Annotated in this window: 14 protein-coding genes; 8 read left to right on the top strand and 6 right to left on the bottom strand. The window is 62.7% G+C overall.

The genetic code is table 11. From position 1 onward, the window contains the following. Positions 1 to 156: 156 nt before the first annotated feature. The 3 genes from JOE27_RS20390 (at position 157) to trmA (ending at position 3,909) form a co-directional block, all read left to right on the top strand. Positions 157 to 1,377: an MFS transporter gene (locus tag JOE27_RS20390; RefSeq protein ID WP_125923832.1), complete on the top strand. Its 1,221-nt coding sequence runs from the start codon at positions 157 to 159 to the stop codon at positions 1,375 to 1,377. A 154-nt stretch (positions 1,378 to 1,531) separates the two neighbouring features. Next, a complete protein-coding gene (locus JOE27_RS20385; protein ID WP_046784711.1) occupies positions 1,532 to 2,827 on the top strand; it encodes an NCS2 family permease in 1,296 nt (431 codons plus the stop codon). Further along, a complete protein-coding gene (trmA, locus tag JOE27_RS20380) occupies positions 2,824 to 3,909 on the top strand; it encodes a tRNA (uridine(54)-C5)-methyltransferase TrmA (protein ID WP_125923831.1) in 1,086 nt (361 codons plus the stop codon). The genes JOE27_RS20385 and trmA overlap by 4 nt, the downstream gene beginning before the upstream one ends. Positions 3,910 to 3,947: 38 nt before the next feature. Here trmA and pcaG read toward each other — a convergent pair whose 3' ends face one another. Both pcaG and pcaH read right to left on the bottom strand, forming a co-directional pair. Beyond that, on the bottom strand, positions 3,948 to 4,553 hold the full coding sequence (pcaG, locus tag JOE27_RS20375; protein WP_046784709.1) for a protocatechuate 3,4-dioxygenase subunit alpha: 606 nt from the start codon (positions 4,551 to 4,553) through the stop codon (positions 3,948 to 3,950). 10 nt (positions 4,554 to 4,563) lie between these two features. Then, positions 4,564 to 5,283, bottom strand: coding sequence for a protocatechuate 3,4-dioxygenase subunit beta (pcaH, locus tag JOE27_RS20370; protein ID WP_046784708.1), 720 nt, complete (start codon positions 5,281 to 5,283; stop codon positions 4,564 to 4,566). Positions 5,284 to 5,471: 188 nt separating this feature from the next. Here pcaH and JOE27_RS20365 point away from each other — a divergent pair, with 188 nt between their 5' ends. Next, a complete protein-coding gene (locus JOE27_RS20365; protein ID WP_046784707.1) occupies positions 5,472 to 6,356 on the top strand; it encodes a neutral zinc metallopeptidase in 885 nt (294 codons plus the stop codon). A 187-nt stretch (positions 6,357 to 6,543) separates the two neighbouring features. Continuing rightward, positions 6,544 to 8,463 (top strand): methyl-accepting chemotaxis protein, encoded by a 1,920-nt coding sequence (locus JOE27_RS20360; protein ID WP_119688269.1) that lies wholly within the window; start codon positions 6,544 to 6,546, stop codon positions 8,461 to 8,463. A 130-nt stretch (positions 8,464 to 8,593) separates the two neighbouring features. Here JOE27_RS20360 and ggt read toward each other — a convergent pair whose 3' ends face one another. The 3 genes from ggt to JOE27_RS20345 form a co-directional block, all read right to left on the bottom strand. Beyond that, entirely contained in the window at positions 8,594 to 10,261 is a 1,668-nt protein-coding gene (gene ggt, locus JOE27_RS20355) for a gamma-glutamyltransferase (protein WP_119688268.1), read from the bottom strand. A 117-nt stretch (positions 10,262 to 10,378) separates the two neighbouring features. Then, complete coding sequence (locus JOE27_RS20350; RefSeq protein WP_115273567.1) at positions 10,379 to 11,275, bottom strand: LysR family transcriptional regulator; 897 nt, start codon at positions 11,273 to 11,275, stop codon at positions 10,379 to 10,381. An 89-nt stretch (positions 11,276 to 11,364) separates the two neighbouring features. Further along, positions 11,365 to 11,955 carry an NAD(P)H-dependent oxidoreductase gene (locus tag JOE27_RS20345; RefSeq protein WP_046784703.1) on the bottom strand — a complete coding sequence of 197 codons (591 nt, stop codon included), beginning with the start codon at positions 11,953 to 11,955 and terminating at the stop codon, positions 11,365 to 11,367. A gap of 157 nt (positions 11,956 to 12,112) precedes the next feature. Between JOE27_RS20345 and JOE27_RS20340 the strand changes: the two genes are divergently transcribed. Beyond that, positions 12,113 to 12,427 carry a putative quinol monooxygenase gene (locus JOE27_RS20340; RefSeq protein WP_046784702.1) on the top strand — a complete coding sequence of 105 codons (315 nt, stop codon included), beginning with the start codon at positions 12,113 to 12,115 and terminating at the stop codon, positions 12,425 to 12,427. Here the strand turns inward: JOE27_RS20340 and JOE27_RS20335 are convergent. Beyond that, positions 12,417 to 13,181 (bottom strand): sulfite exporter TauE/SafE family protein, encoded by a 765-nt coding sequence (locus JOE27_RS20335; RefSeq protein WP_204919666.1) that lies wholly within the window; start codon positions 13,179 to 13,181, stop codon positions 12,417 to 12,419. The two genes, JOE27_RS20340 and JOE27_RS20335, sit on opposite strands and share 11 nt — an antisense overlap. Positions 13,182 to 13,259: 78 nt before the next feature. Between JOE27_RS20335 and JOE27_RS20330 the strand changes: the two genes are divergently transcribed. Both JOE27_RS20330 and JOE27_RS20325 read left to right on the top strand, forming a co-directional pair. Beyond that, positions 13,260 to 14,144, top strand: a complete 885-nt coding sequence (locus JOE27_RS20330; protein ID WP_119688267.1) for a LysR family transcriptional regulator — start codon at positions 13,260 to 13,262, stop codon at positions 14,142 to 14,144. A 123-nt stretch (positions 14,145 to 14,267) separates the two neighbouring features. Next, the gene (locus JOE27_RS20325; protein ID WP_003258412.1) at positions 14,268 to 14,612 is read left to right on the top strand and encodes a cupin domain-containing protein; all 345 of its coding nucleotides are present in this window, start codon (positions 14,268 to 14,270) and stop codon (positions 14,610 to 14,612) included. The last annotated feature ends 107 nt before the right edge of the window (positions 14,613 to 14,719 follow it).

Raw genomic sequence — 14,719 nt, 5'->3', positions numbered from 1 at the left:
CCCGGCAGGCGGTGCGGTTGTTTGCCGCGTGACCGGTTGCCCCACCCCCTTCCAGAGCCGAAGAAACCGTGTCGACAACGGCAAACAGTAACCGTTTGTTACAAACAGATGATAATCTGCCGCCCCCCTCTACTGCGCCGAGGCCACAGGTTTCCGATGTCCGATTCCGCACCGCAGTTGTTGCGCCATCACCGCCCTTTCATTGCCTTCTGGCTGGCCCGGGTGTTCACCGCCAGCGGTTTTCAGATGCTTACCGTTGCTATTGGCTGGCACCTCTACCAATTGACCGGCAATGTGCTCGACCTGGGCCTGGTTGGCCTCGTCGAATTCGCGCCGCGGGTGCTGTTCATGCTGCACACCGGGCACGTCGCCGACCGCTATGACCGGCGCAAGGTCGCGGCCCTGTGCCAGACGCTGCAGGGGTTGATCGCCCTGGTGCTGGCCTTGGGCAGCGCCACCGACAACGTCAGCCGCGAACTGATCTTCGCCCTCGCCTTCCTGCTCGGAGCCACCCGCTCGTTCGAAATGCCCGCCACCCAGGCGCTGCTGCCCAATGTGGTGCCGCCCGGGCTGTTTCCTCGGGCCGTAGCGGCCTCAGCCTCGGCCACCCAGGCGGCGACCATCGTCGCCCCGGCCGTGGGTGGGCTCCTGTATGCCTTCGGCAGTACCTGGGTGTATGGCCCGACCGTGGCCCTGTATGCCATTGCCTGCCTGCTTATGCTGACCCTGGATTCGCGCCAGCAAGTGCCGCAACGCGGTCGCGCCAGCCTGGAGTCGCTACTGGCAGGCGTGCGTTTCATCCGCAGCCGGCCAGACATTCTCGGGGCGATTTCCCTCGACCTGTTCGCCGTACTGCTGGGTGGCGCCACCGCACTGCTACCAGTGTTCGCCAAGGATATCCTGCTCACCGGCCCTTGGGGCCTGGGCCTGTTGCGGTCGGCGCCAGCGGTGGGCGCGCTGTTGATGTCGTTCTGGCTGGCGCGCTTCCCGGTGGAGCGCAAGGTCGGCCGCACCATGTTCACCGCAGTCGGGGTGTTCGGCGTGGCAACTATCGCCTTTGGCCTGTCGACCTCATTCTGGTTCTCGCTGGCGGTACTGGTGGTGCTGGGTGCAGCAGACATGATCAGCATGGTGATACGCGGTGCGTTCGTGCAACTGGAGACGCCGGATGAGATGCGTGGCCGGGTAAGCGCAGTCAACGGCCTGTTCATCGGTGCCTCCAATCAGCTCGGTGAATTCGAATCGGGGGTCACGGCGCACTGGTTCGGCACGGTGCCGGCGGTGGTGCTGGGTGGCGTCGGCACCTTGGTGGTGACCGGAGTGTGGATAAAGTTGTTCCCGACACTGGCCACGCGGGATCGGTTGCACAATGGTTGACGGGGGCCTGAACGGCCATAGGCCCCTGCCAGCCATGCTGGTATGATGCGCGGCTTTTTTCCTCCCCACGCAAAACCACGGCAGCCGTTACGGTCTGTGCTTTGCTGATGGGGTCGATACATTCACGGCGCCGGGGGCGCCTCGGGGAGCGGGCATGCTGGAAAGGCTGTTTCAACTAAGAGCACACAACACCAACGTGCGCACCGAGATTCTTGCGGGCGTCACCACCTTCCTGGCCATGGCCTACATCCTGTTCGTCAACCCGAGCATTCTTGGCGAAACCGGCATGGACAAGGGCGCGATCTTCGTCGCCACCTGCCTGGCTGCCGCCATCGGCTCGGCGACCATGGGCCTGATCGCCAACTACCCCATCGCCTTGGCGCCGGGCATGGGCTTGAACGCGTTCTTCACCTACACCGTGGTCCTGCACATGGGGCACACTTGGCAGGTCGCGTTGGGCGCGGTGTTCCTCTCGGCGGTGATGTTCTTCCTGCTGTCGATCTTCCGCATCCGCGAGTGGATCGTAAACAGCATCCCGCTGCCGCTGCGCTCGGCCATTGCCGCGGGCATTGGCCTGTTTCTGGCGCTCATCGCCCTGCATAACGCCGGCATCGTCGTCGATAACCCGGCCACCCTGGTGGGCATGGGCGACCTCAAGCAGCCGTCGGTGATCCTTGCCACGCTGGGCTTCTTCCTGATCGTGGGCCTTGAAGCGCTCAAGGTGCGCGGCGCGGTGCTGATTGGCATTCTCGCCGTGACGGTCGCTGCGATCGCCATGGGCGTCACGCCGTTCGGCGGTATCGTGTCGATGCCCCCTTCGCTGGCACCGACCTTCCTGCAGCTGGACATCGCCGGGGCACTCGACGTAGGCCTGGTCAGCGTGATCTTCGCTTTCCTGTTCGTCGACCTGTTCGACAACTCCGGCACCCTGATCGCCGTGGCCAAGCGCGCCGGCCTGATGGGCAAGGACGGCCACATGCCGAAGATGGGCCGTGCCCTGATCGCCGACAGCACTGCGGCCATGGCCGGTTCGCTGCTGGGCACCTCGACCACCACAAGCTACATCGAGTCGGCAGCAGGCGTGAGCGCCGGTGGCCGCACCGGCCTGACCGCCATCGTGGTGGCCGTGCTGTTCCTGCTGGCGCTGTTCTTCGCCCCGCTGGCCGGTAGCGTACCGGCCTTTGCCACCGCACCGGCGCTGCTGTTCGTCGCCGTGCTGATGGCTTCGGGCCTGGCGGAAATAAACTGGGACGACGTGACCGAGGCCGCACCGGTGGTGGTCACCGCCCTGGCCATGCCGCTGACCTACTCGATCGCCAACGGCATCGCCTTCGGCTTCATCTGCTGGACCGCCGTCAAGCTGATTTCCGGCCGCCGCCGCGACCTGAACCCGGCACTGGTGATCCTTTCCATCCTGTTCGTCATCAAGCTGGGCTGGTTCAACGCATGAGTGCTGCCTTCGACCCTAGCGCCTACGACGCGCAACTGCAGGCCAAGGTTACCCGCCTGCGCGAGCTGCTGGCCCCCTTCGGTGCGCCGCAGCCCGCTGTGTTCGACTCGCCGCGCGAGCATTACCGCTTGCGTGCCGAGTTCCGCCTGTGGCGCGAGGATGGCCAGCGCCACTATGCGATGTTCGCCCCGGGCGAGAAGCACAAGGCCATCCTGATCGACGATTTCCCCATCGCCAGCGAGCGCATCAACGCATTGATGCCGCGCCTCAAGGCTGCCTGGCAGGCCAGTGAAGAACTGAGCAATCGGCTGTTCCAGGTGGAGTTCCTCACCACCCTTGCCGGCGATGCGATGGTCACGATGTGCTACCACCGCCCGCTGGACGAGGCCTGGGAAGTGGCAGCACGGCAGTTGGCCGAAGAACTGGGCGTGAGCCTGATCGGCCGCTCCAAGGGCAAGCGGCTGGTCATCGGCCGTGATTACGCCGTGGAAAAACTCGATGTGGCTGGCCGGGTGTTCAGCTATCGCCAGCCGGAAGGCGCATTCACCCAGCCCAATGGCGCGGTTAATCAGAAGATGTTGAGCTGGGCGTACGACGCCATCGGCGAGCGCGATGACGACCTGCTGGAACTGTACTGCGGTAACGGCAATTTCACCCTGCCGCTGGCCACCCGCGTACGCCAAGTGCTGGCCACCGAGATCAGCAAGACCTCGGTCAACGCCGCCCTGAGCAACCTCGAAGAGAACGCGGTGGATAACGTGCGCTTGGTGCGCCTGTCAGCGGAAGAGCTGACCCAGGCGCTGAACGAGGTTCGTCCGTTCCGACGGCTGGAAGGGATCGACCTGAAGAGTTATGCGTTCGGGACCGTGTTCGTCGACCCACCACGTGCGGGGATGGACCCGGATACTTGCGAGCTGACACGGCGTTTTGAACGGATTCTGTATATCTCGTGCAATCCAGAAACGCTGGCGGCCAACATCGAGCAGTTGCAGGACACGCACCGCATCGAACGCTGTGCGTTGTTTGACCAGTTCCCGTATACCCACCACATGGAAAGTGGGGTATTGCTGGTTCGGCGCTGATTGACGGAAATTGGGGCTGCTTTGCAGCCCCAATACACTCAGAAGTCGAAGAAGACCGTCTCCCCTTCCCCCTGAACACGGATATCGAAACGGTACGCCGTCTTGCCATCCACCTCGCAACGCTTGGCAATCAAGGTTTCACGGCGCTGCGGCTGCTCGATCAGGTTGAGCACCGGGCACTTGGCGTTCGCTTCGGCCTCATCATCGAAATACAGCCGCGTGTGCAAGTGGATGTTGATGCCGCGAGCAAACAGGCTGATGTTGATGTGCGGGGCCATCGGCACACCGGCAGCGTTGTTCACCACACCGGGCTTGACGGTCTGCACGGTCCACTCACCGGCATCGAAGGTGGTGGCAGTACGACCGAAGCTGTTGAAGGCGTTTTCCAGGTTGTAGTCATCCTGGTACTGGCCATTGGCATCGGCTTGCCAGAGTTCCAGGAATGAATCGCGCACCAGGTGGCCGTTGCCGTCATACACCTGGCCGATCAGCAGGATGTGTTCACCCGGTGCCTGCGGCTTAGCCAGACGGTTCCAGATTTCCTGATCACGGGTAGGGTTACCGGCCGCTTCCAGGGCCAGGCCGATGTGCACGTAGGGGCCGGCGGTCTGCGAGGGGGTTTCCGGCAGCAGTTCGATTGGCATGGCGGGGTCCTCAGCAGTTTTCGAAGTGGGTTTTGCGCTGGCCGCGCAGCACGATGTCGAAGCGGTACGCCAGGCAATCCATGGGGTTGGCGTTGCTCATGTCGAGCTTGGCGATCAGTTGCTGCACCGCTTCTGGGTTGGCGATCGACTTGACGATCGGGCACATCGGGATCAGCGGGTCGCCCTCGAAGTACAGCTGGGTGATCAGCTTGGTGGCGATCGACGGGCCGCTGACAGCGACGTGGATGTGCGCCGGGCGCCAGTCGTTCGGGCCGTTGCGCCATGGGTATGGGCCGGGCTTGATGGTGCGGAAGCTGTAGTAGCCTTCACTGTCGGTCAGGCAGCGGCCGACACCACCGAAATTCGGGTCCAGCGGGGCCAGGTAGCGGTCGTTCTTGTGGCGGTAACGGCCGCCGGCGTTGGCCTGCCAGATCTCTACCAAGGTATTGGGCACTGGCTTGCCGTACTGGTCGACGACACGGCCAGCAACGATGATGCGCTCACCAATCGGCAGGCCGCCGTTGTTGAAGTTCAGCAGCAGGTCATGGTCGTGGGCGCCGAAGCCCAGGTGGGTGAAGTCCGGGCCGGTGGTTTCGCTGATCGACTGCGGGATGCTGACCAATGCCTGGCGCGGCGAGCGGGCAATGGAAGTCTTGTAGTCGGGGGTCAGGGCCTTGGGGTGCCAGTTGCGATCACGGATCACGAAGCGGCTGTTGTCCTGGGCGGGCATGCCGTTTTCCTCTCTTGGAGTTATCAAAGCGCCTGTGGTTCGCAGGCGGACTTGCAGTTTCGGATAGGTCGCCCCAGATGAATATTGAATTCCGCCGACCGTTACTTAACCAAATGGTTATGCATTAGTACCTTTGGCTGGCGTGAACTAACCTTTGTCTTCATGTTTCAGGCTCTGGAGTGCACTTCATGGAATGGCGAAAAGGCCGTCGTAGCGACAATGTGGTCGATGCCCGTGGCCAAGGCGGCGGCGGTGGTGGCATGCGCTTTGGCGGCGGCAAGGGCCTGGGGCTCGGGGCCATCCTGCTGATCGTCGGCATCGGTTGGCTCACTGGCCAGGACCCGCTGCAGATCCTCGGCCAGCTCACTGGCCAGATGGAGCAGCAGCAAGCCCCAAGCGGTGCGGGCAACAAGGCCCCAGCGGCCAACGACGAGCAGGCCCAGTTCGTCGCCTCGATCCTGGGCGACACCGAAGACACCTGGAAGGCTCTGTTCTCGCAGGCTGGCAAGCAGTATCGCGACCCTAAGCTGGTGCTGTTCAGCGGCCAGGTGAATTCCGCCTGCGGCTTCGCTTCAGCGGCGGTGGGGCCGTTCTACTGCCCGGCCGACCAGCGGGTGTACCTGGACATGTCGTTCTTCCGTGAAATGGAAACCCGCTTCGCCGCCGCAGGCGACTTCGCCCAGGCCTACGTGATCGCCCACGAGATCGGCCACCACGTGCAAACCTTGCTTGGCGTGTCGGCCAAGGTCGATGCCGCGCGCCGTGCAGGCCAGCGCCTGGAGGGTGACAATGGCTTGCTGGTGCGCCAGGAATTGCAGGCCGACTGCCTGGCCGGTGTATGGGCTTACCAGGCGCAGCAACGCCTGAACTGGCTGGAGCCAGGGGATGTCGAGGAAGCACTCAATGCTGCCAATGCCATCGGTGATGACCGACTGCAGCAAAAGGGCCAGGGGCGCGTGGTACCTGACTCCTTTACCCACGGCACCTCGGCGCAGCGGGTGCGTTGGTTCAAGGCCGGGTTTGCCCAGGGCGATGTGAACAGCTGCGACACGTTCAGTGCGCGAAGCCTTTGAAATTTCAAGGGGTCCCTGCGCGCGGCAAGCCCGCTGCCGCGCGTGGTGTTGCAATTGAGCTGAAAAAGCGTTTCAGCTTCCCCGCCATTTGCCGATAACCCCTGCACGATTCAGCGGGCATCCAGAACAACAACGCCTCGCGATCGAACATTGATCAAGTGAGCGAAATCATTTCTGGAGAGCGTGCATGAACAGCTGGTTTGCCAACATCAGCGTCAACCTCAAACTCGGCCTGGGCTTCGGCCTGGTGCTGGTCCTCACCGGCCTGCTGGCCCTGACCGGCTGGAACAGCCTGGGCAGCCTCATCGACCGCAGCAACTGGATGGGCGATATCGGCAAGCTCAACAAAGACCTGACCGACCTGCGCGTAGCGCGCCTGCAGTACATGATCGCCAATGGCGACGATGCTGCCGCAGCCAACACCCAGGCCAAGCTGGATGCCTTCAGCAAGCAGCAAGAATACCTGGTCAGTACTTTCAAGAGCCCGGAAAACGTCAAGCTGCTCAAAGAACTGGGCCAGACCATCAGCGAGTACGAGGTTTCGCTGAACAAGATGCGTGCCGGCTACAAAGGCTCGCTGGCTGCACGTGACGCGATGAATGTATCGGCTGCCAAGGCCGACGCGGCCATGGATCTGCTCGGCGAGGACGTCATGGGCCGCCCCGAAGCCGATAGCGTGCGCTTGTCGCAATACCAACTGATCAGCAAGGCGCGCCAGCAACTGCTGCAAGTGCGAGTGGATGTGCGCGGTTATATTGCCGACAACTCTGCGGCCAACGAACAGGCCGCCCTGCGCCAGCTGGAGTCGGCACTTGCCGAGATCGACAACCTGAAGCGTCAGCTGCCTGCCGAAGCCACGCGCGTGCAGCAGTTGGAGCAATCGATACAGGCCTACCGCGAGGCCGTGCGCCAGTTCCGCGATGCAGTCGCCGACATCACCACCGCCCGTGCAGAGATGACCGTGCAGGGCGGCGATATCGTCAAGCGCAGCGACGCGCTGTACAAGATCCAGATCGACCGCCGCGACGCCGAGAGCGCCCAGGCGCGCAGCCTGCAGACCATCGCCACGTTGCTGGCCCTGCTGGTCGGTGTACTGGCGGCGGTGCTGATCACCCGCCAGATCACCCGCCCGCTGCATGACACGCTGCAAGCGGTGGAGCGCATCGCTGGTGGCGACCTCACCCACGACCTGCGGGTTACCCGTCGCGACGAAATCGGCGTGCTGCAGCAGGGCATCGCCCGCATGGGCACCACCCTGCGCGAGCTCATCACCGGCATCCGCGACGGTGTCACGCAGATCGCCAGCGCCGCTGAGGAACTGTCGGCGGTCACCGAGCAGACCAGCGCTGGCGCAAACAGCCAGAAGGTCGAAACCGACCAGGTCGCTACCGCCATGCACGAAATGGCCGCGACCGTTCAGGAAGTGGCGCGCAATGCCGAGCAGGCTTCGCACGCAGCGACCGGCGCCGATGACGAAGCACGCGCAGGTGATCGCGTGGTCGGTGAAGCGATCAGCCAGATCGAACGCCTGGCCGAGGAAGTGCACCGCTCCACCGAAGCCATGAACCTGCTGCAGCAGGAAAGCCAGAAAATCGGCAGTGTCATGGATGTGATCAAGTCGGTAGCCGAACAGACCAACCTGCTGGCGCTCAACGCTGCCATCGAAGCCGCCCGTGCCGGTGAGGCTGGCCGTGGCTTTGCCGTGGTCGCCGACGAGGTACGTGGTTTGGCCCAGCGTACGCAGAAATCCACCGAAGAGATCGAAGAATTGGTGGCTGGCCTGCAACATGGCACCCAGCAAGTGGCCAACGCCATGCAAGGCAGCCGCACCCTGACCGACAGCAGTGTCGAACTGGCGCGCAAAGCCGGCACTTCGCTGGAAAACATCACCAGCACGGTGTCGAGCATCCAGTCGATGAACCAGCAGATTGCCGCGGCAGCCGAGCAGCAGAGCGCGGTGGCTGAGGAGATCAGCCGCAGCATCCTGAATGTGCGCGATGTGTCGGAGCAGACCGCAGCGGCCAGTGATGAGACCGCGGCGTCCAGTGTCGAGCTGGCGCGCCTGGGTGGGCACCTGCAGACGCTGGTCAGCCAGTTCCGCGTCTGACCTCGTACTTTAGGGCCGCTTTGCGGCCCATTGTCGGCAAGCCGGCTCCATCAGGGATACGCAAGGCTCGAGGCTGCGCGATACCAGTAGGAGCCGGCTTGCCGGCCATGACACCAGAACTGACAACCGATTATTTAACGACCATCCCCACCCCGCGCCCACGCGGATCCGAAGCCGTCTCAAGCTTCGCCCCGTTCACCCGGATCGCCTGGATATCCCCCATCTCCCAGCCCTGATCCTCCAGCACGTAACCCATCTTCTTCAGGTCGTCGGCTACCGGCCCGCTCAGCGGTGCGTAGCTGTCGAAGTAGATGGTGTCCTTGGGCAACAACTGGTGGTGCACACGCTGCGCCGCCACGGCCTTGTCCAGGGGCATGCCGTAGTCGTACAGGTTGTTCATCACCTGGAAGATCGAAGTGAAGATCCGCGAGCCGCCGGGTGTACCGATCACCAGTGCAACCTTGCCATCGCGGGTCATCAGGCTCGGGCTCATGGACGACAGCATGCGCTTGCCCGGCTCGATAGCGTTGGCATCACCGCCCACTACACCAAAGGCATTGGCTGCGCCCGGCTTGGCACTGAAGTCGTCCATTTCGTCGTTGAGCAAAAAGCCCGCGCCCTTGACCACCACACCACTGCCGTAGTCGAGGTTGAGGGTGTAGGTATTGCTGACCGCGTTACCCTGTTTGTCGACGATCGAGAAGTGCGTGGTCTGGTGCGGCTCCAGGCCCGGTTTGACATCCTCGGTCGCGGAAATGGCCTTGGGGTTGACCTGCGCGGCGCGCTTGGCCAGGTAATCCTTGGCGATCAGCTGGTCTACCGGCACCTTGGTGAAGGCCGGGTCGCCCAGGTAGTCGGCGCGGTCGGCGAACACGCGCTTCTCGATCTCGGCCAGCAGGTGAATGTATTGCGCCGAATTGTGCGCCACGCCTTTGAAATCGGCCGCACGGTCTTCCTTGATGCCCAGCAACTGGGCCAGTGCAACGCCGCCCGAGCTTGGCGGTGGCGCGGTGTAGACCACATTGCCGCGCCAGCTCAGGGCCATGGGCTCACGCCAGACGGCCTTGTAGTCCTTGAGGTCTTCTTTGGTGATCAGGCCTTTGTCAGCCTGCATCTGCGCCACCAGCAGGTCGGCGGTCTTGCCTTGGTAGAACTCGCTCACGCCTTTGTCGGCAATACGTTCAAGGGTCTGGGCCATCTCTGGCTGTTTGAACAGCTCGCCCACCTTCATGGTGCCGAAATAGTCGTTGAAGTTGGTCGCGGTCTTGAACAGGCCCTGCGCGTCATTGCGGTACTGGTACTGCTTTTCGGCAACCTTGAAGCCGTTTTTCGCATAGCCGATGGCGGGGGTCAGCAGCTCGCTCCAGGGCAGCTTGCCGAATTTCTCGTGTGCTTCCCACAGGCCCATCACCGTGCCAGGCACACCGGCTGCGCGCACGCCGACCAGGCTGAGGTTCTCGATGACCTCACCTTTTTCGTCCAGGTACATGTTACGGGTCGCGGCCTTGGGCGCCACTTCCCGGTAGTCGAGGAAATACGGCTTGCCGTCGACGAACAGGGTCATGAAACCACCGCCACCGATGTTGCCGGCCTCAGGGTAGGTCACCGCCAAAGTGAAGGCGGTGGCCACTGCCGCATCCACCGCGTTGCCACCTTTTTTCAGGATGTCGGCGGCCACCTGTGCGCCATATTGATCGGGCGCGGCCACCGCGCCACCCTCCAGGGTTACCGCATAGGCCGATGAACAGCTCAAGATCGCGGCGCCGAGGGCCATGGACTGGAACAGGACAATACGCATGACACTTCCTTGGTGTTGTTTTTGTTGATCACTCAGTAAGGCCGAAGCGTCTCGACTGTGCAATCACATGTAGGAAGTTTCGCCGCCCTTGGACAGGATTTGTCGCGTTCAGGCAACTCAGCAGGCGTACATCGCCAGTTTGCGCTGGATGAAGTCGAGGAAGCACTGGATGCGCAGGGCCAGTTGCGTGTTGCGGTAGTAAACAGCGTGGATCGGCTGGCGGTAGCCGTTGTTGGCCTCGCTCAGAATGACCTGCAGGCGGCCGGCGCGGATGTCCTCGTGGGTCATGAAGTGCGACAGGCTGACGATACCCTCCCCGGCCAGCGCCAACTGGCGCAGGGTCTCGCCGCTGGAGGCGATCAGCGCCGGGCGGATCGCCCAGCGGTCGCCCTGGGCATGGCGCAGCGGCCACTGGTTGAGTGACTCGGGCTGGCTGAAACCGAGCAGGCAGTGATGGTTCAGGTCTTCGACATGCTGCGGTGTACCGTGCCGCTCAAGGTACGCCGGACTTGCCAGTACCTGCACCGGGCTGCACCCCAGCGAACGCGCGTGCAGGCTGGAGTCGGCCAGCTCACCGATGCGGATCGCCACGTCGGTGCTCTGCTCCAGCAGGTCGATGATCAGGTCATCGGTGTTCAGTTCCAACTCGATGTCGGGGTACTGGCTGCGAAATTCACCGATCCACGGCAAGATCGCGTGCAGCATGAACGGCGCTGCGGCGTTGATGCGCAGGCGCCCGGAAGGCGTCTGGCGGTTCATCGACAGGCGCTCTTCCATGTCATTCATCTGCTCGAGCACCAACCGTGAGCGTTCCAGGAAGAAGCGCCCTTCTTCGGTCAGGTCCATGCGCCGGGTGGTGCGATTGACCAGCGTAGTGCCCAGCTTTGCCTCCAGGCGCGACAATGTGCGGCTGACCGCCGAAGGGGTCTGCCCCAGTTGCTCGGCGGCAGCGGAAATCGAACCGCAGTCGATAACGGCGACGAATACCTGGAGTTCTTCGGATCGGGTTTTCACAGGATTGGCCTGACAATGATATGCCGTGATTGATAGCGGCTGATCGGCCTCTATGCAAGGGGGCGCGAAGCGGCCCTATTGAAAGGCACTTACTGAGCCATGCCGAACACTTTATTCAGATGCGCCTCATAAGCTGCCAATGCAGCCGGCACATCCGGGCGCTTCATCACATCGACTGCCAGATAGGTCGGCAGGCCGGTCATGCCAAGAAACTCATTGGCCTTGTGGAACGGGAAATACACTGCATCCACCCCTTTGCCCTCAAAGAAATCGCTCGGGTCGTCGAAGGCCTGCTGCGGTGCGTTCCAGGTCAGCGACAGCATGTACTGCTTGCCCTGCACCAGACCGCCGCTGCCGTACTTCTGCGAAGCATCCGAGCGAGTCCGGCCGTCGTTGGCGTAGAGGCTGCCGTGGCCTGCTGTGAAGACTTCGTCGATGTATTTCTTCACGGTCCAGGGTGCGCCCATCCACCAGCCCGGCATCTGGTAGATCACCACATCGGCCCAGAGGAACTTCGCCACCTCTGCCTGCACGTCGTAGCCCGCGTCGATGAAGGTTTGCTGCACGTCGAAACCGGCTCGGTCGAGATGAGCAAGGGCGGCGTCGTGCAAAGTCTGGTTAAGGCGACCTTCGGAATGGGCGAATTGTTTACCGCCATTGAGCAGGAGAATCTTTTTCATGCTGACCTCAAGTCAAGAATCAATGGCCGGCAGATTAGCGATTCAGGGTCACGGGATACAGGGTGAGCGGGGCAAAATACAATTGACCATAAGTCACGAATACGAAGCTTATTATTGCCTTAGAATCGCTTCACCCTCCACCAACGAGTTGTGATCAATGAGCGAGCAATACGCCTTCATTCTCAAGGCAAAGACCCGTCCGGAAATGGCCGACGCCTTCGATACCCTGTTCCGTGCTTACGTTGAACCGAGCCGCAATGAGCCTGGCTGCATCGAATACCACATGCTGCGCGACAAGGAAGACCCGAGCCTGTTCGTATTCTTTGAGGTGTGGGCCAACAAAGCAGCGTTGGACGTGCATTCGGCCCTGCCGCATATGGTCGAGTTCTTCGAAAAACGTATGGACTACCTGGAGCGCGACTTCGATATCCAGCTGATCGAAATGCTCAGTGCGTCCTCCGCTAGCCGTTGATCAGCAGATGGCCGCCCAGCGCGGCCAGGCCGATGAAGAAGCACCGTTTGAACAGCTCGGCGCTGATGCGCTGCCGCAACCACTGGCCAGCCAGCATGCCCAGCAGCGCGGGCGCCAGCATCAGCAATGAAGCGCCCAGTGCCTGGCTGCCCAGGGCGTCTTGCCCGGCCAGCCCCAGGGCCAGCGCCACGGTCGAGACGGTGAACGACAGGCCCAATGCCTGGATCATTTCGTCTCGGCTCAGGCCAAGGCTCTGCAGGTAGGGCACTGCGGGCATCACGAATACACCCGTGGCGGCAGTCACGATGCCGGTCACCCCCCCGCACACTGGTCCCAGCCACCCTTCCCTGCCCGGCGCCAGCCGCAGGCCAGGCCCGATCAAGCCATACACCGCATACACCAGCAGCGCCGCGCCCAACGCGTGCGCCGCCCATGGGCCACTGTTGATCCCCAGCCAGGCACTGCCGACCAGCGTGCCGATGAAGATCATGGCGAGCATCGGCCCAAGACGCCGCAGCAACGCCGACAGATGGCCGCCCGCCGCCAGTTGCCAGAGATTGGTGATGGTCGATGGCACGATCAGCAAGGCGGCAGCCTGCGCCGGAGGCATAGCCAGGCCCAAAAGCCCCATCGCAATGGTCGGCAGGCCCAGGCCGATCACGCCTTTTACCGCGCCAGCTAGCACGAAAGTCACGATTACCAGCAGGGACAAGGCCGGCCCGATATGTTGATAGAAAGCGATCAGGTTATTCATGACCACCATCATGGCGTGCACCGCAGTGGCTGAAAATCTGCCATATACTCACCCTGACTCTCGCCAGGACAGAGGCTGATGCATTTCGACCTGATTGATCTCACGCTGTTCCGGCACACCCTGGAGTGCGGCAACATCACGGCCGGGGCCCGCAGCAGCCACCTGTCGCTGCCTGCTGCCAGTGCGCGAATCCGCGCCATGGAAGCCTCACTCGGTACTGCGTTGCTGGAACGCAACCGCCGCGGTGTGCAACCGACCCCGGCTGGCCAGGCGCTGCTTCAGCATGCGCGGTTGATCGGCCAGCAGGTCGAACGCCTGCAGTTCGACCTGGGCCAGTACGCTCAGGGGCAGCAGGGTCAGGTACGCCTGCTGTGCAACACGGCGGCGCTGACCGAATACCTGCCGGAGCTGCTGGCCGGGTATCTGGCCGACAACCCTGGCGTGAGCGTCGACGTGCAGGAAATGCCGAGCCTGAGGATCGTGCAGTCGATCACCCAAGGCATGGCCGACCTGGGCATCATCTCCACCGCTGCGCCCAGCACGCACCTGCAAACCCGACCGTTTCGAGACGACCCGCTAGCGCTGATCACACCGCTGGCTCACCCCCTCAGCTCGAAGCCTGCCCCAAGCTTCATCGACAGCCTTGCCCACGGGCATGTCGGGCTCGGTGCGAACAGCGCCCTGGCGTTGTATCTGGAGGAACAGGCCCTGCGCGAAGGTAGGCGCATGCGCGTACGGGTGCGCGCCGAAGGCTTTGACGGGGTGATCCGCATGGTTGCGGGTGGCGCCGGGGTTGGCGTGGTGCCGCTGGCGGCAGTGAAGCGCTGGGAAGGCCTGTTGCCGCTGCACTGGGTGGCGCTGCGCGAGGATTGGGCGAATCGCCGCTTGCGGCTGTGCGCACGGGATTTTGCGGGGTTGCCGGGCTATGCGGCCGGGTTGGTCGAGCGGCTGGCAAAGGCCTGAACGCTCATCCCCACACGCATGCGCATAGCGCAGTCAGGCACCTGAGCGTCGAGCCCAGGCAACTGCGGCTCGGCCAATGGCCCTATGGTGTCGAGTCATTCAGCCAGTCACAGGAGTTGTGCCATGTCCGATTTCATTACCGTCCTGCGCGAAACCTGCCCGACGCCGGTCGTGGACGCCACCAAGTGGAAGCGCATCGGCGGCGATCCACACACCGTCAACCTCAATGCCTACCTGTCGGCCGACGGCAGCAAGATCATGGGCACCTGGATCTGCACACCGGGCAAGTTCGAGGTCAACTACGAGAAGTGGGAGTTCTGCCACTTCCTCGATGGCTATTGCATCATCACTCCGGAAGGTGAGGAGCCCAAGCACCTGAAGGCGGGTGATGTGTTCGTGATCGAACCTGGGATGAAAGGGACTTGGGAAGTGGTTGAGACGGTACGCAAGTATTTCGTTTTCGCCTGATCCAACGTGTTGTTTGTTGTCCCCGGCGAAGGGCCTCAACAGACAAAAAAATCGCGGAGCAAGTGCCCTTCCCTCTGGTGCGCAGTTACAGAGGGAAGGCCGCCCGG

The sequence above is a fragment of the Pseudomonas sp. M5 genome, from assembly GCF_016907075.1.
In the GTDB taxonomy this organism is placed as follows: Bacteria; Pseudomonadota; Gammaproteobacteria; order Pseudomonadales; family Pseudomonadaceae; genus Aquipseudomonas; species Aquipseudomonas putida_E.
Note: the sequence above shows the minus strand (reverse complement) of the source record. Positions and strands in the feature narration are given on the sequence as shown.